Consider the following 16,373-nt stretch of genomic DNA (forward strand, 5'->3'; position numbering starts at 1 on the left):
CGCGCCCCCGTACGGTTGATGCCCTTCCCGGCATGTCTCCCGCAGCGGGGCCGCTGCCGGCCCGGGCCGATACTGCGGCCCGGGCGCGTCCGGTGGATCCCGTCAGGCGGCGTAGGTGCGGAACACCAGCCTGTGCCAGTTGGCCTCGCCTGGCGCCGCGCCGGCCGGTGGCGTGAGTGTGCCGTCGTCCGGCCGGTCGGCGAGGTGGTCCGGGACCGCGGCGCCTCCCGGGCTGTTCCGCGCTCCCCAGGCGGCCACATGGCTGCGCGAGCGGAGCCCCAGAGTGGACCGGATGGTGCGGACGTGCGTCTCCACGGTCCGTTCCGACACATGCAGCCGGTCCGCGATCTGACGGTTCGTCAGGCCTTCCTGGATCAGGGTCACCACGCTCCACTCGCGGGGGCTGAGCGGCCCGGCGCCGTCCGGCACGGCCGGCGGGACCGGGCGGGGGCCCGGCGACCCGGACGCCTCGGCGCACTCCCGCAGCGCCTGCCCGGACTCCAGGGCCGCCTCCGCGCGTGCCGTGGGCAGTGCCTTCAGCGCCGCGTCCCGTGCGATGGCGACCTGCTCCCGCCACCGACGCCGCACACTCAGGCGGGACGAACCGAGGGCATCGGCGACGCCGAGCAGGTGCAGCGCGCGCTCGTACCGCGCGTCGCGGACCGCGGTGACCGCCAGCCCCTCCAGGGTGGCGGCCGTCATGCTGGGATGGACCGTGTCACAGGCGAACGACTCGGCGAAATACCGCTCGGCCGTACTCGCGTCGTTCTGCTCCAGCGCCAGCACGCCGGCGAGGTGCAGACCGGCGGCCAGCCGTCCGGGAGAGCCGTGGGTCCGCAGCAGCGGGAGACTCCTCAGGGCCAGTCGCTCGGCGATGTCGCCGTTGCCGTGATCCAGCATGCGCCAGCCCAGTGAGGTCAGACAGATCGCCTTCATGACGTCGTCGCCGGACCTCTGGCTGACTTCCAGACACTTCAGGTGGCTCGTCGACGCGCCCGCCTGGTCGCCGGACAGATCCTGCACGGTGCCCAGCAGCAGGAACAGCCGGCTCAGCGTGGGACTGCCGTGCCGCCGGGCCAGGGCCACCGCTTCCTCGGACAGGCGTTGCGCCTCCGCGAAGTCACCCCGCCGGGCGGCGAGAACGGCGGCTCCCTCCAGTGCCAGGTTCCGGTGCCGTGCCACGGGGTCCGTCCCGGCCAGCGCGTCCGACAGGAGGGAGTCGTGGGGTTCCTCCTGTTCCGTGTAGACGTCGACCAGCGCCAACGCGCCCGCCAGTAGCAGCAGTCGATCGTCGGGCCGGCCGGCGGCGCAGGCCACGGCATGCCGCAGATTGTCGTGCTCCTCCACCAGGGCCTCCATCGTCTCCGGGGAGATGACGGCGTCGCGGACCAGCGGTCCGGCCAGTTCGGCCAGCCACTTCGTCATCCGGTCGTACGTGTGGCCCTCCTCGCCCTCGGCGCGGAGCCTGTCGTGTCCGTACAGCCGCATGGACTCCAGCAGACGGAACCGGGTGCGGCCCCGCGGACCGGTCTGGCGCGTGATGATCGACCTGGACTCCAGCGCGGCCAGCAGTCCGGGTACCGCCGCCGCCGTCACACCGCCGCCGCTCGACACCGTCGACGCGGCCTCGGCGGTGAACCCGCCGGTCAGGACGGACAGCCGCCGGTACAGCGCCTTCTCCTCGTCGGTGAGCAGTCGGTGACTCCAGTCGAGACTCGCCCGCAGAGTGCGGTGCCGCTCGCTCGCGGTGCGCCAGCCGCCGGACAGCAGATCCAGCCGGTCGTCCAGGCGGTCGTCGATCGCCCGGAGGGGAAGGGCCCGAACCAATTGGGCGGCCATCTCGATCGGCAGCGGGAGACCGTCGAGCCGGGTGCAGATCCCGGCTATCAGCGTGGCGTTCTCCTTCGTCACCCGGTAGTCGGGCGACACCGCGCGGGCACGGTCCACGAAGAGCCGTACGGCGCCGGAGTGCGCGTGGTCGCCGCGGACGCTGTCCGGGTCGCCCGTCGGCAGGCTCAGTGCGGCCACCTTGTACACCTTCTCGCCGGGGAGACCCAGGGGCGCACCGCTCGTGGCGAGCACCCGCAGGGCCGGTCGGCCGAGCAGTGCACGGCGCACCGCTGTGGCGCTCGCTTCGAGGAGGTGCTCGCAGTTGTCGAGCACCATCAGCGGTTCGCGGCCGTCGGCCGAGCGCTGACCCCTTGTGTCGTCGACGGCCGCCGCCACCCGCTCGAACAGCGTTTCCGGGTCGGTCAGGCCGTCCAGATCGACCACCACCACGTCGTAGCAGTCACCGCGTTGCTCCAGCGCGGCCAGTTCCCTGGCCAGCCGGGTCTTGCCCACGCCGGGAGGACCGGTCAGGGTCAACAGCCCGGTGTCGCGCAGGATCTTCCGGATCTCCGAGAGCTCGGTGGTGCGCCCGACGAAACTGCTCAGGTGGGTGAGGGGACGGTCGCCCGCCGCCTCCGTGGCGCCGGTCTTGACGCGTCGGCGGTACGCCCGCTGCCGGCACGAGTTGGAGCAGTAGCGGGTGGGCCGGGGCCTGGCCGTCGCCGGCACGGGTCGCAGCGGGCCGTGGCAAGCGGCGCAGCAGGAGGGCGATGGCCGGCTCATACGGGAATTCGCCTCTCGGCAGAGGGCACATTGCGGTCGCCGAGCCGGGATTCGCCATTCACGTCTTTATCGATGTTCATCGTGCAGGTACTCGCTGGGGTGGGGGGTGGGGTGGGGAGTTGTGTGTGGGGGGATTGGCGTTCGCGTAAACATGACGGTGACGCGGGCGGGCTCGTTCACTGTTACCCCTGTGTCGTCAATCACTTGAACAACAGGGAACTTGCTGGGCATCACCGGAATTGAACGCTCCGGTCAATGGGATTGACGAAAAGTCAGCGCCTTTGTATTCCGTTCATTCGGTCCGGCTTTCACGCCCGTTCGGGGTGCGCCGCCGGTGGGACGCGCGGCGGCCCGCGATGGCCCGCCCGGAGGTCGGCACCCCGGCGGAAGGCGGTGGCGGGTGGGTGAACACCGGGTCAAGGGTGCCAGGCCAAAGATTGACCTGGAATTGACCCATGGCGCGGGAAACCTGTCTGGACAGGTGCGGCCAAGGCCGGAGCGCGTCCGTACCGGTCGGTCTGTCCGCCCCGACTCCCTCTGAACGCCGTAACGGTGGCTTTTGCTGATACGGGTGGCTCCGGAGGTAACGGATGATGATCTACGGTCCTGTGGATGGTCAAGGAGCTGAACATGAACCCGTTCGACAACCCCGACGGCGAATTCCTGGTGCTGGTCGACGATGAGAGCCGGCGCGCTCCGTGGCCGGACTTCATCGACGTCCTTGGCGGTTGAGGGGGCTCGTCGACCATGTCCGCAGAGAGCGAGATGTGCGAAAACCCGTCGGCCCGCCGGGATGTCGTCGAGTTCCCGGTGACGCCCCACCGCTATGGCGCGGGCCAACAGCGGCAGGTCTCCCGGATTCCTTTCTCCGGTGTGCCGTCCGAGCGGCTGTCGGCCGATCCGGATGCGTATGCGAACACCTTGTACGGCCGTGAGGAGGACATCGCCGTGACCGGCCAACTCCTTGCCCGGACGCGACTCCTGACGCTCGTCGGTGAGCCGGGCGTCGGCAAGTCCCGGCTGGGTGCTGCCGTGTTGGACAAGTGTCGCGACATGGCACTGCACTTGGACGTCGGTGTCGCCACCGGGCGTGGCCTGATCCGCTCCGTCGCCGACCTTGTCGGAGCCGCCACGGCACCGGGTGACTCCGTCCTCGACGCGGTCGCCACGGCGTTGCCCGCGCGGGGTGAGGCCTGGCTGCTGCTCGACAACTGCGAGTACGACCTGGGCGGTTGCGCCGATCTGCTCGCGACCCTGCTGCCCCGGTGCCCGCGGCTCAAGGCGCTCGCCACCAGCAGGGAACATCTCGGACTGCCCGGCGAGACCGTGTACACCGTGACCGGACTGCGGACGGGGCCGACGGACGGGCACACACCCCAGGCGGCCGAACGGCTCTTCCTCGACCGGGTCCGTACCGTCCGGCATGATCCGGCCTTCGCGGCGAACCGGACGGATGACGTGGCGCGCGTGTGCCGAACCCTGGACGGCAATCCGCTCGCCATCGAACTCGCGGCGGAACTGGCACGGGTGTCGTCACCCGCCGAGATCCTGACCCTGCTCGACGACCGCCTCACGGCCCTGACCGGCGGCCGGCCCACCGCCGACGCGCGTCACCGCAGCCTGCGGGCGGCCATCGACTGGAGCTACCGACGTCTGTCCCGGGCCGAGCGGTCGGCGTTCCGGCAGTTGGCCGTCCTGCCCGGGTCCTTCGATGCGGACACCGCCGAGGCCGTGGTCGACGTGAGGTCCCCGGACCGGACAGTGCCTCCGACCCTCTTCCTGCTGGCTTCCCTCGAGGCCAAGTCGCTCCTCGTGGCCCGGCCCGGCTCCGGCTCCGACCGTCGGCTGGCGATGACCGGTTCGATCCGGGCCTTCGCCCTCGACCGCCTCGCGGAGTCCGAGGAGGCGCGGGGTGCCGAGGCCCGCCTGGTCGCCGTCATGGCGAAGCTGGCACTGCCGTACGCCGAAGCCGGACTGCTGCCGGGGCGCTCACTGGTCGGTCTCGTCGAGGAGAGCGCCAATCTGAGCGCGGCCGCCGCCCTGCTGGAGGGGTCCGAGGACGACCGGCGTGTCACCCTCGCCGTGGCCCGGCTGGTCGGGTGTGAGGTCGCCGAGGCTGCTGCCCCCCGCGATCGGGCCGGACTCGTGGAGACGGCGCGGGTGACGGGACCCGAGGCCGCCGGCCGCGGAACCGGCATGGCGGCCGTCGCGGTGCTGGCCGCGCGGCGCGGCGACACCCTCATGGCCCTGAGCCTCGCCGAGGAGGCGGTGGAACTGGCCCGCCGCACCTGCCACCACACGCTGCCGCACCGCCTGCGCGTCCTGGCGTCGGCCCATGCCCGCGCCGGCGACCTGGACGCGGCCGTCCGGGCCGCCGCCGACGGCGCGGCGAGCGCCGGGCGCCTCCGGGACAGGGAGGCCGAACTGTGGTGCCGGACCGACGCGCTCGGATACCAGGTGGGCCGGGGACGGCTCACCGAGGCCGCCGAGGCCTCCCGCCCCCTGGCCGACGCCGCCCAGGACCTCGCGCCGACCCCGGCCCTGGCGGCGCTGCGGCACACCCTCGGCGCCCTCAGGTTCCGCCGGGGCGACGCCACGGCGGCGGCCGCGCTGTTCAGGTCCGGCCTGCTCACCGACCACACGGGGCCGGCGCTGACGGCCTGGGGGCTGGAAGGCATGGCGCTGACCGCGGCGGCCTCGGGCGGCGCCGCACGGTCCCTGCGGTTGCTGCACGCCGCCCACACGCTGCGGGAGCGGGCCGGTGATCCCCCGATGCCGTGGTGGCAAGGGTGGCTGCGCGAGACGTACATCGCCTCGGTCCGTGCCCTGCCGACGAACCGCGTGCAGGCCGAAGCGCGGGCCGGAGCGGCCCTGCCGGCCCGGCAGGCCGTCGCCTGGGCGCTGGACGAGGACGGCATCGCCGCCACCGGGCAGCCGCCCTCGCTCACCAGCCGGCAACGGCAGGTGGTCGACCTGATCGCCGAGGGCCTCACGAACCAGCAGATCGCGACGCGGCTGCACATCTCGGTCCGCACCGTCGAGACCCACATCTGGCACGTACGCCAGCAGCACGGTCTGCGCTCGCGGGCGCACCTGGCGGCCTGGTCGGTACGGCAGCGCGCCCGCCCGGACGACGTGACCGTGCGGGAGCCGCACCCGCCCACCGCGTCCGGCGGAGGGTCCCGCGACAGCGCGTCGGCGGAGGCGCGGCCGTCGACGGCCGACGGGACGGCGGCCCCATGAACACCATCCACATCGCCTTGGCACTACAGAAGCAAGCAGGGTTACCCATGGAACACTTGGCAGGTCACGAGGGCAGTGGCGCGGCAGCAGCGCCTTTCCGGGTGCTCGGACCGCTGGAGGTGAGCGGTGACCGGGGGACGGTGTCCGTGGCGTCGGGGCGTCAGGAGACCGTCCTCGGGGCCCTGGTCCTCGAACTCAACCGGGTGGTGGAGACGGCCTACCTGGTGGACGCCATCTGGGCCCACCATCCGCCGAAGACCGCACGTGCCCAGGTGCAGATCTGCATCTCCCGCCTCCGCAAGGCCCTTTCGGCCGGGGGAGTCGACGCCATCATCGAGACCCGCGCGCGCGGCTACGTCCTCAGGGCCCCGGAGGACGCGACCGACGTCGGCACCTTCCGCCGCCTGGTGACCGAGGCACACGCGCTCGCCCGTGACGGCCGGAAGATGCCCGCGGTGCAGACGCTGCGCACGGCGACAGCCCTGTGGCGGGGACGCTGCCTGGCCGGTGTACCCAGCGAGGTGCTGGCCGGTACGGCGGCGCAGCTGGACGAGAGCCGCCTGGAGGCGATCGAGACGGCCATGCGGCTGCTGCTGGAGCTGGGCCGGCACGAACACGTGGTCGGCGAGCTGATGCAGCTGGTCGCCAACCATCCCCTGCGCGAGCGGCTGCGGGGGCACCTCATGCTGGCGCTGTACCGTTCGGGCCGGCAGGCGGAGGCGCTGGACGTCTACCACCAGGGCCGCGCCCTGCTCACCGAGGAACTGGGCCTGGACCCGGGCCGGGAACTGCGCGACCTGGCGCAGGCGATCCTCACCGACGACCCCGCCCTGGCACCGGACGGCGAACCCGAACCGCGTGCCGAGGTGACGCATGTCCCCCAGCCGGAGCAGGAGCCGGGCGCCGACCCCGAACCCGTTGTCGTCCCTCGCCAACTTCCCCCTGACATAGGTGACTTCGTGGCCGACGACACGATCGTCCCGGCGCTCTGCGCCGCCGTCACCGAGGGCCAGGTGAAAGGGCCGCTGAGCGTGGCCCTGGTGCTCGGCGGGCCCGGTGTCGGCAAGAGCACGCTGGCCACGCACGTGGCGCACCGGCTGGCCGCCGAGCACTTCCCGGACGGACAGCTCTACTGCGACCTTCGCGGGCTGGGCGGCCAACCGGTTGACCCGGCCCAGGCGTTGGGGCGATTCCTGCGGGCACTGGGCGTACCCGGCGAGGACATCCCCCACGCGCTCGACGAGTGCGCGGAGATGTACCGCAGTCTGATCGCCGATCGCCGGATCCTGGTGCTGCTGGACGACGCGGTGAGCGAGTCGCAGGTGCTGCCACTGCTGCCCGGAACCGGCAGCAGCGCCGTCCTGGTCACCAGTCGCGGACTCCTCACCGCGTTGCCGGGCGCCCAACGGTTCGACGTGACGCCGCTGAGTACGGAACGGTCCCTCCACCTGCTGGGACGGATCATCGGCGAGCGCCGGGTCGAGGCCGAGACGGAGGCGGCGCGGGCCCTCGCACGCCTGGTGGGCGGGCTGCCGCTCGCGCTGCGCATCGTCGGCGCCCGTCTGGCCGCGCGCCCGCACTGGTCACTGGCCTCCCTGTGGAACCGGTTGGAGAACGAGCACCGCAGGCTGGACGAGCTGGCACACGGCGAACTGTCCGTCCGGGCAAGCCTTTCCCGCAGCCACGCCGGCCTGGCGGCGGCCGACCGTCACCTTCTGTGCCTGCTCGGCCTCGCCGAGGGCACGGTGATTCCCGGCTGGCTGGGCGCCGCCCTCGTCGACGACCGCACACCGTGCCCCACCGACCTCCTGGAGCCGCTCGTCGACATGCGGCTGCTCGACATCACGGCCATGGACCCTGGCGGCGAACCCCGGTACGGGCTCTCACCGTTGGCGCGGACGTTCACGCGCGAACGGCTGGCCGCGGAGATCCCCGAAGCGGAACGTGTCGCGGCGGTGCGGCGCATGGTCGGCGGCTGGCTGGCGCTCGCCGGGCGGGCGCACGAGAAGATCTACGGCGGTGCGTACACGCTCGTGCCCGGCCGGGCCGAACGCTGGCATCCGCCGGAGGACGTCGTACAGCGGTGTCTGCCCGACCCGCTCGGGTGGCTGGAGAGCGAGCAGGGCAACCTGGTGAGCGCGGTGGAGCTGGCGGCCCGGTTCGGGCTGGACGAGCTGTGCTGGGAGTTGGCCACCACTCTGGTGACGCTGTTCGAGGCCCGCGGCTGTCCCGACCTCTGGGAGCACACGCACCGGGTGGCGCTGGCCGCCGTGCAGGAAGCCGGCAACGAGCGGGGCCAGGCGGCGGTGCTCGGCTCCCTGGGAACCCTGCACCTGTATCGCGGCGAGTACGAGGCGGCGGGCCCGTACCTCAGCGCCGCGCTGGGGATGTTCGAGCGGCTCGGCGAGATGAGCGGGCAGGCGCTGTGCCTGCGCGACCTGGCGCGCATCGAGCGGCACCACGGCGACGACGACCGGGCCATGGCCCTCTACGAGAGTGCCGAGCGCGACTTCGTGCGGGCGGAGGACGTCATCGGCCGTGCCTGCGTGCTCGGCGAGATGGCGCACATCACGATGCGCCGAGGAGACTTCACGCGCGCCCGTTCCCATCTCGACGTGGCCCTCGGCATCTGCCGGTCCACCGGCTTCGACCGAGGCCAGGCCCTCGTGCTGCGTCGGATGGGCCAACTACTCATGCACCAGCAGCAGTCCGAGGCGGCCGAACGGACCTTCCTGGAAGTCCTCGCCATGGTCGAGGCGAGCGGCGACCTGGTCGGGGAGGGGTACGTGCTGCACGACCTCGGCCGGGTCAACGTCGATCTGCGGCACGTGGAACGCGCCGTCGAGTACTACTCCCGGTCGGCGAGGATCAGGGAGCGGATCCTGGACCACGGCGGGGCCGCCGCCGTACGGGCTGACATCGTTGCCGTTCTGGGAAGGCCCATGACGCCGGTCGGCTGAACGGTCCGCCGGCCGGTCACGTCCAGGGCGTGTTGCCGGTGCCCGGGCCGTCGGTGAGCGGTGCGGCGACCGGTGACTTCCTGACGTACATCTCGGTGCTCCTTCGGTGCGGGCGGGCGGTCGTGCGGCTGTGCGGCCGCGCGCCCGCCCGACCCGGTTCGCGATCCGGGTGGTGTCGCTCGGACCAGCGTGGACCGGGCGCCTATTGCGGGCGCATCTCCGCGCTATCACCGTCCTATCCCGGCCCCGTCCGCGATGGATGCCGGACCGATAGGGCGACACCGGAGAGTGGGTCCTGTCGGCCTCAACACCCCTTCTGGGGACGACACTCAAAGGAATGGCCCCATGAGCGTGGTGACCCGGGACGCGACGGATCGCGCGCAGTGGCTCGGCCGGATCGCCCCAACCGAGTTAGGTGATCATGAACCCGGACTTCTACTCGCGGGTTGCCGACGAATTCGGCGAATACACCAGCGGGGGTCTGCGGACCGACGTCTTCCCGGACGGTGATCCGGAGGCCGCGTTCGACGAGCTGGCGAAAGGCCCGGCCGGTCGGGACGGCCGGCTGGTCGACGTCGGCTGCGCGGACGGCCGCAGCCTGCTGAGGATCGCCCCGGCGTTCGCGGACGTGCTCGGCATCGACATGTCGGCGTCGATGCTGGCCGCTGCTGAGCGCACGTGCGCGGAACTGGGCCTGGACCACGTCGCGTTCGAGCGGCGCGACGCCTCCCGCACCGGCCTGCCCGACGGCGGGGCCGACGTACTCACCTCCCGCCGCGGGCCGTTGTTCCCGGGGGAGTTCCACAGGGTCCTCAAGCCCGGCGGCCACCTGGTCTACATGGGCATCGGCGAGACGGACGTCCGCGAGCTGAAGGAGACCTTCGGCCGCGGCCAGCTCTACGGCCGCTGGGACGGCAGACCGGTGATGGACGAGGTGGTGGAGGAACTCACCGGGGCCGGTTTCACCGTGGTGCTGGAAAAGGCCTTCAGGACCGAGGAGTTCTACCACTCGCCCGTCGAACTCGACCGCTTCCTGCGTCAGGTGCCGATCTTCGAGGACTACGACTCGACGGCGGACCGGGCGGCGTTCGAGCGGTATGTGGCATCTGCCGGCAGTGACCGCGGTGTGCGGCTCGACCGGCACTGGTTCGTGGTTCGCGCGAGGAGGACGATATGACGGTCTTCGACGAGATCGAGTCCGAGGTCCGCAGCTACAGCCGGCTGTGGCCGGTGGTGTTCGACCGGGCGCAGGGCAGCCGACTGTACTCGGAGGACGGCCGGCCCTACCTGGACTTCTTCTCCGGCGCGGGCGCCCTCAACTACGGGCACAACAACGCCTTCCTCAAGCAGGCCCTGGTGGACTACATCGTCCGTGACGGGGTCTCGCACGCGCTGGACATGTCCACCGTCGCCAAGCGCGACTTCCTGGAGACCTTCCAGGATCTCGTCCTGGCCCCGCGTGACCTGCGGTACAAGGTGGCGTTCCCCGGCCCGGGCGGCGCGAACGCGGTCGAGGCGGCCCTGAAGCTCGCCCGCCGGGTGACCGGACGGCAGCCGGTGGTGAGCTTCACCAACTCCTACCACGGCATGACCCTGGGAGCCCTCGCGGTCAGCGGCAACGCGACGAAGCGCGCGGCCTCCGGCGTGGCCCTGACCCTGACGACCGCGATGCCCTACGACGGCTATCCGGGCATCGGGGAGAGCGGCCCGCGCCATCTCGACCGGCTGCTGTCGGACCCGGGCAGCGGCCTGGACCTGCCCGCCGCCGTCATCGTGGAGACCGTCCAGGGCGAGGGCGGGCTGCGGGCCGCCGACGCGGACTGGCTGCGCGACCTCGCGGCCGTGTGCAAGCGGCACGACGTGCTGCTCATCGTGGACGACGTCCAGATGGGCTGCGGCCGCACCGGGTCGTTCTTCAGCTTCGAGGACGCCGGGATCACGCCCGACATGGTGTGTCTGTCCAAGTCCATCGGCGGGTACGGCCTCCCGCTGGCCCTCACCCTCATCCGGCCCGAACTGGACGTCTGGAAGCCGGGCGACCACAACGGCACGTTCCGCGGCGTCAGCGGATCCTTCGTGACCGGAGCACAGGCGCTGCGCTCCTACTGGAGCGACGGAACGCTGGAGAAGTCCACCCGCGAACGGGGCGGTCGGATCGCCACGGCCCTGGGCGCCATCGCCGACGGACGCCCCGAGGCGGGTCTGGAGGTCCGGGGCCGGGGATTCGCGGCCGGGCTGCGCCTGCCCGCACCCGGCGCGGCCCGCGCGGTGTGCGTCGCGGCCTTCGAGCACGGCCTGCTCATGGAGACGTCCGGCGCCGCCGCCGACGTGGTGAAGCTGCTGCCCCCGCTGACCATGGGCGACGACGACCTGGACGAAGGCCTCGACATCATCCGTACCTGCGTGGACGCGGTACTCGAGCGGAGCAAGTGAGAGGTCACGGCTGTGCCAGTCAAGATTCCCGAAGTCGACCTGGAGGCGTGGCACAAGGCGTCAGCCGCCGAACGCGCCCTGATCGGCGCCGATGTGGACGCCGCGCTGCGCGAAACCGGCATGTTCCTCGCGTCCGGGCACGGTGTGCCGCAGGCCGTGATCGACGAGTTCCGGGCCACCGCGAAGCGGTTCTTCGAGCTGCCGAAGGACGTCAAGACCCAGTACGCCATCGAGGCCGCCTACGACGGCGGGTGGCTGGAGATGCATCCCCCCGGCGGGGTCGGGGTGCCGGTCACCGAGGGCGAACAGCTCCCCGGTGCGCCGGACCTGCACGAGTCGTTCTACGTGGGGCCCGGCCACCGCACCGGCGACGAGCGGCGCGACCGGTTCAACTATCCGCCGAACCGCTGGCCGGCCGAGCTGCCGGAGCTGCGGGCGGCGGCGGAGGCGTACACGTCGCACATGGTTCGTGTGGCGCAGACGGTCAACGAGGTGCTCGCCGTCACGCTGGGGCTGCCCGAGGACTTCTTCACCTCCCGTGCCGGGAAGGCGACCTGGACGCAGAACGCCAGTTGGTACCCGTCGTACGCGAGCATCGGCGAGGTCGCCGACGGTCAGTTCCGCAACGGGCCGCACACCGACCTGGGGACCGTCACGCTGCTGAGCAGGCAGCAGGGCGTGGGCGGGTTGCAGGCGTGGAACGAGGAGCAGGACTGGTTCTCGCCGCCGTACGGACCGGACTCGCTCGTCGTCAATCTCGGCGACCTGATGGAGCAGTGGACCGACGGGCGCTGGCGGGCGCTGAAGCACCGCGTGCTGCCGCCCAGCCCGGCGGCTCCGGACGAGGAACTGCTCTCGCTGGTGTTCTTCTTCGAGACCGACCCCGACACGCTGATCGAGCCGTTCGCCGCTCCGGTCGGTGGCGGCCGAGGGCTGCCGCCGGTGTACGCGCGGCGGAGTGTCCTGGAGAAGCTCGGTGTCTCGCCCGACTCCATTCCGGAGGGTCAAGCATGAGCAGAATCGTCGCAGTGGTGTCCGGTGGGATCGACTCGGTCACCATGGCCCACCATCTCGCCGCCGAGGGCCACGAGCTTCAGGTGCTGGCCGTCGACTACGGCCAACGCCACCGCAAGGAGCTTGAGTTCGCCGCCGCAGCCGCCGAGAGGCTCGGTGCGCCGTACGAAGAGGTCGATCTGCGCTCGCTGCGCGGAGTCATGCGCGGATCGTCGCTGACGGATCCCTCCGTGGCCGTGCCCCGCCCGGACCAGCCGGCCGGCGGGAACGCGAACATCGTGCCGAACCGCAACGCCGTACTCCTGTCGGTGGCCTTCGCGCTGGCCGTCACCGTGTCCGCGGACGCCGTCGCCTTCGGCGTGATGGCTGAGGACGTCGGCCCCTCGGACACCTCCCCCGAGTTCCTGCGGCTGTTCCTCGCGATGGAGCGGGTGGCGACCAAGGGCTCGCTTCCGCCCGAGGTCGAACTGCTCGCCCCGCTCATCGAACTGCCGAAGACCGGAGTCGTCGCCCTCGGCGAGAAGCTCGGTGTGATGTGGGAGCTGACGTGGACCTGCTTCCGCGGCGAGGACATCCACTGCGGCGCGTGCGCGGCCTGTTCGGAGCGGCGCGGAGCCTTCGCCGACCTCGGAATCACGGACCCGACGGTCTACCGCGAACCGTGGACTCCGCGGTGACCGGCACCGGCCGCCGTACCGGTGGCCCCGACACGGAAGGAGGCGCCCGCGTGGAAGCGGAACTCGTGGTCAACGAGATCTTCGGACCGACCGTCCAGGGTGAGGGCCGCTCCCTCGGCCGCAGATGCGCGTTCCTGCGGCTCGGCGGCTGCAACCTGTCGTGCACATGGTGCGATACGCCGTACACCTGGGACTGGACCGGAGCGGGCGACTCCGGGGTCGCGTACGACCCACGCGAGGAGCTGCACCGCCGTCCCGTTCGCGAGGTCGCCGATGAGCTCCTGGCGTTCGGCGTCGAGTTGATCGTCATCTCCGGCGGCGAGCCGCTCGGCCAGCAGAACCGGCTGGTCCCGCTGGCCGAACTGCTCACCGCGCGCGGCCTGGAGATCGAGATCGAGACCAACGGGACGCACGCCGCCGACCCGGCCCTGGTGGCCGCCGGCGTCCGCTTCAACGTCTCGCCGAAGCTCGCCCACTCGGGCGACCCGGCCCATCGGCGGATCGTGCCCGACGCGCTGAAGAACCTCGCGGCGACGGACGGCACCACGTTCAAGTTCGTCTGCCGCGACACCCGCGATCTGGACGAAGTGGCCGAACTGGTCGCGGAGTTCGGCCTCGACTCGGTCTGGATCATGCCGAAGGGGCAGACCGGCGCCGAGGTGAGCCGGCACATGGCCGAGCTGGCCGACGCGGTGATCGCGCGGGGCTGGAACCTCACCACACGCCTGCACACCTTGTTGTGGGGCGACACGCGAGCTGTCTGAACGCGTGCCCGAATCAAGCGAGAAGGACGAATCGGAGACATGACGCTGCGCATCACGAAGAAGTTCGAGTTCTCCGCCAGCCACCGGCTCTCCGGCCTGGCCGAGGGACACCAGTGCGCCAGGCTGCACGGCCACAACTACGTCGTCGAGCTGGAGCTGAGCGCCGATCGCACGGAGCTGACGCCGACGGGATTCGTCCGTGACTACGGCGAGTTGGCCCCGTTCAAGGCGTGGCTCGACCAGACCCTCGACCACCGTCACCTCAACGACCTGGTCGACAGCAACCCCACTGCCGAGAACCTCGCGGTGTGGCTCTACGAGCGCTGGTCCAAGGAGTTCCCGGAGCTGACCTCCGTGCGCATCTCCGAGACCCCCAAGACCTGGGCCGAGTACCGGCCCTGAAACGCCGGCCGGCTGCCGAGAGAGCAGCCGCCCGTTCATCGGAATCGAGCAACGGCCGTGCCGGTCGTATCTGGAGAGGTGCCTGAATGTCTGTGACGACGTGGGTGCAGGAGGACGACATCGACTCGGAGGGGCCGCGCGAGGAGGACCCCCTGGTCGGACTCGCCCGGCAACTTCTGAAGGAGATAGGGGAGGACCCCGACCGCGACGGGCTGCGCGACACACCGGCCCGGTTCGCCCGCTGGTGGCGTGAGTTCATCAACTACGAGCCGGGCTCCGTCGGCACCCTGTTCGAGTCGGTCGGAACCCAGCAGCTGGTCGTCGTCTCCGACATCCAGGTGTGGTCCCTGTGCGAGCACCACCTGCTGCCGTTCAACTGCTCGGTGACGATCGCCTACCGGCCCACCGACCGGCTCCTTGGCCTGTCGAAGTTCGCCCGCATCGCCCATCTGCACGCGCACAAGCTCCAGGTCCAGGAGCGGCTGGTCTCCGAGATCGCCGAGGCCGTCACCGAGCTCAGCGGGGCCGAGGACGTGGCCGTCATCGCCAAGGGCGAGCACCTGTGCATGACGATGCGCGGCATCAAGGCGGCCGCCCAGATGACCTCGACGGCCTACCACGGGGCCTTCGGCGAGGACGCCGGGCTGCGTGCCGAGCTGTTCGGCCTGCTGCGCCCCTGAAACCGATCCGCACCCTTGAGACCTATCGGGGGCCGCTGCCATGGCCCCGTACCGGGTCGCTGCCGCGGCCCCGAGGAGCGTGTGCCATGGAAACACCATCGGTGTCAGGAATCGACCTGATCCCCACTCGGCCCTCGGGGCGGGAAACGCCGATGACCCTCCTCCGCGAACCGGCCGTCGCCGCCGACGAGTCGGTCGAGCAGAACACTCCGATCGCCTTCTGTCCGGGCCCGGCCGACGACGGCGGCACCGGGGCCGCACCCTTCGGCCGACACCTGCGTGACCTGCGGCTGAGGAGCGGACTGTCCCAGATGCAGCTGGCGCGCTCCAGCACGCTCAGCATCCGGGCGATCCGCGACCTGGAGAACGGCCGGGTACGGCAGCCCCGGGCGGATTCCCTGCGCCTGCTCGCCGACGCCCTCGGTGTCAGCGCCCCGCAGATGAACCGGCTGGTGAACGACCACTACTCGCTCGGCCTTCTGGCGGCGGCCACCGAGCCGGCCGTGGGCGGCCCGTTCATCGGCCGGGAACAGGAGGCGGCGGCGCTGGCGGCGATGCTCGGCGCCGAACACCACCGTCTGATCACGATCACCGGGATCGAGGGCGTCGGCAAGACCCGGCTCGCACGGGAGGTGGCGCACGCACTGGAGGCGACCGAGCGGTCGACGGTCCTGTGGCTGCCCCTCGACGACGACCGACTCTGGCACGGGATGGCGCCGCTGAGGGCTCCGGAACAGCCCGCGTGGCTGCGCGAGGGCGTGCACCGCGGGCCCGACAGCCGGCGGCGCCTGGCCGAGACCATCGGGGAGTCGAGCAGTCTCCTCGTCCTCGACGGCGCCGGGCCGGAGGACGATCCGTCGGACATCGCGGCCCAACTCCTGGCCTCCTGTCCACGGTTGAGGATCCTCGTCACGACGAGGAACCCGGTCGGCATGCCCTTCGACACCCTCTTCCCCCTCGCCCCGCTGCCGGTGCCCTCGTCCGACACGGAGCCGGCTGACCTGGGGCAGGTGGCGTCGGTGGCGCTGCTGCTCGCCCAGACGAAGCGCGTTCAGCCGGCCTTCCGTCCCGACCCCCAGGTCCTCGCGGATGCCGCCCGGATCTGCCGCGCACTCGACGGCCTTCCCGCCGCACTCGAATCCGCCGCCCACTGGAGCCTGGTCTACTCCCTGCGGCAACTCGCCCACCAACTCGCCGTCGAGCCGCTCACCGTGGCCCGGCGACCCCGCGGCGACCAGCAACGGCCGGAGCCCTACGCGTCGGTCAGGCACACCGTCGCCACGCTGAGCGTCCGCCAGCGCGAGCTGTTGTCGGCCATGTCCCGCACCACGTCACGCGGGACCGACGGTTACTGGTCGGTGCCGGAGGCGGCGGACGCGCTGGGCCTGTCGGCCGCGGACTGCGCCGACGACATCTACCACCTCGTCATCCTCGGCCTGCTCTGCCGTGTCGACCACCACGACGTGGCGATGTTCAAGGTGCTCAACATCGTCGGCGTCGCCGGTCAGCACGCCGTCGCGGGCCGGAACGACATCGCCGGACAACACACGGCTGCCTGAACCGGGCACCACCAGAAAGGACTTGACC

12 protein-coding genes are annotated in these 16,373 nt (G+C 71.6%); 11 read left to right on the forward strand and 1 reads right to left on the reverse strand.

The window, feature by feature from the left end; all coding sequences use genetic code 11:
* Nucleotides 1–102: 102 nt before the first annotated feature.
* On the reverse strand, nucleotides 103–2,559 hold the full coding sequence (locus ACFWI4_RS03930; RefSeq protein ID WP_387190655.1) for an ATP-binding protein: 2,457 nt from the start codon (nucleotides 2,557–2,559) through the stop codon (nucleotides 103–105).
* 666 nt (nucleotides 2,560–3,225) lie between these two features.
* Between ACFWI4_RS03930 and ACFWI4_RS03935 the strand changes: the two genes are divergently transcribed.
* The 11 genes from ACFWI4_RS03935 (at nucleotide 3,226) to ACFWI4_RS03985 (ending at nucleotide 16,345) form a co-directional block, all read left to right on the forward strand.
* Nucleotides 3,226–3,345 carry an MbtH family NRPS accessory protein gene (locus ACFWI4_RS03935; RefSeq protein WP_387190658.1) on the forward strand — a complete coding sequence of 40 codons (120 nt, stop codon included), beginning with the start codon at nucleotides 3,226–3,228 and terminating at the stop codon, nucleotides 3,343–3,345.
* 15 nt (nucleotides 3,346–3,360) lie between these two features.
* Complete coding sequence (locus tag ACFWI4_RS03940; RefSeq protein ID WP_387190661.1) at nucleotides 3,361–5,856, forward strand: ATP-binding protein; 2,496 nt, start codon at nucleotides 3,361–3,363, stop codon at nucleotides 5,854–5,856.
* 47 nt (nucleotides 5,857–5,903) lie between these two features.
* A complete protein-coding gene (locus tag ACFWI4_RS03945; protein WP_387190664.1) occupies nucleotides 5,904–8,816 on the forward strand; it encodes a BTAD domain-containing putative transcriptional regulator in 2,913 nt (970 codons plus the stop codon).
* Nucleotides 8,817–9,237: 421 nt separating this feature from the next.
* Entirely contained in the window at nucleotides 9,238–9,993 is a 756-nt protein-coding gene (locus ACFWI4_RS03950; protein ID WP_387190667.1) for a class I SAM-dependent methyltransferase, read from the forward strand.
* A complete protein-coding gene (gene ectB / locus ACFWI4_RS03955) occupies nucleotides 9,990–11,249 on the forward strand; it encodes a diaminobutyrate--2-oxoglutarate transaminase (protein ID WP_387190670.1) in 1,260 nt (419 codons plus the stop codon). Before ACFWI4_RS03950 ends, ectB begins: the two co-directional genes overlap by 4 nt.
* A gap of 12 nt (nucleotides 11,250–11,261) precedes the next feature.
* A complete protein-coding gene (locus tag ACFWI4_RS03960) occupies nucleotides 11,262–12,263 on the forward strand; it encodes an isopenicillin N synthase family dioxygenase (RefSeq protein WP_387190673.1) in 1,002 nt (333 codons plus the stop codon).
* On the forward strand, nucleotides 12,260–12,940 hold the full coding sequence (locus ACFWI4_RS03965) for a 7-cyano-7-deazaguanine synthase (protein ID WP_387190676.1): 681 nt from the start codon (nucleotides 12,260–12,262) through the stop codon (nucleotides 12,938–12,940). The genes ACFWI4_RS03960 and ACFWI4_RS03965 overlap by 4 nt, the downstream gene beginning before the upstream one ends.
* A 50-nt stretch (nucleotides 12,941–12,990) precedes the next feature.
* Nucleotides 12,991–13,704 carry a 7-carboxy-7-deazaguanine synthase QueE gene (locus ACFWI4_RS03970; protein ID WP_387190679.1) on the forward strand — a complete coding sequence of 238 codons (714 nt, stop codon included), beginning with the start codon at nucleotides 12,991–12,993 and terminating at the stop codon, nucleotides 13,702–13,704.
* Nucleotides 13,705–13,743: 39 nt separating this feature from the next.
* The gene (locus tag ACFWI4_RS03975; protein ID WP_385394133.1) at nucleotides 13,744–14,106 is read left to right on the forward strand and encodes a 6-pyruvoyl tetrahydropterin synthase family protein; all 363 of its coding nucleotides are present in this window, start codon (nucleotides 13,744–13,746) and stop codon (nucleotides 14,104–14,106) included.
* Between the two features lie 86 nt (nucleotides 14,107–14,192).
* Nucleotides 14,193–14,786 carry a GTP cyclohydrolase I gene (folE, locus tag ACFWI4_RS03980; RefSeq protein ID WP_387190682.1) on the forward strand — a complete coding sequence of 198 codons (594 nt, stop codon included), beginning with the start codon at nucleotides 14,193–14,195 and terminating at the stop codon, nucleotides 14,784–14,786.
* 152 nt (nucleotides 14,787–14,938) lie between these two features.
* Complete coding sequence (locus tag ACFWI4_RS03985; RefSeq protein WP_387190685.1) at nucleotides 14,939–16,345, forward strand: helix-turn-helix domain-containing protein; 1,407 nt, start codon at nucleotides 14,939–14,941, stop codon at nucleotides 16,343–16,345.
* The last annotated feature ends 28 nt before the right edge of the window (nucleotides 16,346–16,373 follow it).

This window comes from Streptomyces sp. NPDC127038, assembly GCF_042725875.1.
GTDB lineage: Bacteria > Actinomycetota > Actinomycetes > Streptomycetales > Streptomycetaceae > Streptomyces.

Bases quoted from the DNA above. Each gene is read 5' to 3' on its own strand.
- ACFWI4_RS03935 (WP_387190658.1), top strand. From the start codon at position 3,226: ATGGTCAAGGAGCTGAACATGAACCCGTTCGACAACCCCGACGGCGAA.
- folE (WP_387190682.1), top strand. From the start codon at position 14,193: ATGTCTGTGACGACGTGGGTGCAGGAGGACGACATCGACTCGGAGGGG.
- ectB (WP_387190670.1), top strand. From the start codon at position 9,990: ATGACGGTCTTCGACGAGATCGAGTCCGAGGTCCGCAGCTACAGCCGG.
- ACFWI4_RS03965 (WP_387190676.1), top strand. From the start codon at position 12,260: ATGAGCAGAATCGTCGCAGTGGTGTCCGGTGGGATCGACTCGGTCACC.
- ACFWI4_RS03985 (WP_387190685.1), top strand. From the start codon at position 14,939: ATGACCCTCCTCCGCGAACCGGCCGTCGCCGCCGACGAGTCGGTCGAG.
- ACFWI4_RS03940 (WP_387190661.1), top strand. From the start codon at position 3,361: ATGTCCGCAGAGAGCGAGATGTGCGAAAACCCGTCGGCCCGCCGGGAT.
- ACFWI4_RS03945 (WP_387190664.1), top strand. From the start codon at position 5,904: ATGGAACACTTGGCAGGTCACGAGGGCAGTGGCGCGGCAGCAGCGCCT.
- ACFWI4_RS03975 (WP_385394133.1), top strand. From the start codon at position 13,744: ATGACGCTGCGCATCACGAAGAAGTTCGAGTTCTCCGCCAGCCACCGG.
- ACFWI4_RS03950 (WP_387190667.1), top strand. From the start codon at position 9,238: ATGAACCCGGACTTCTACTCGCGGGTTGCCGACGAATTCGGCGAATAC.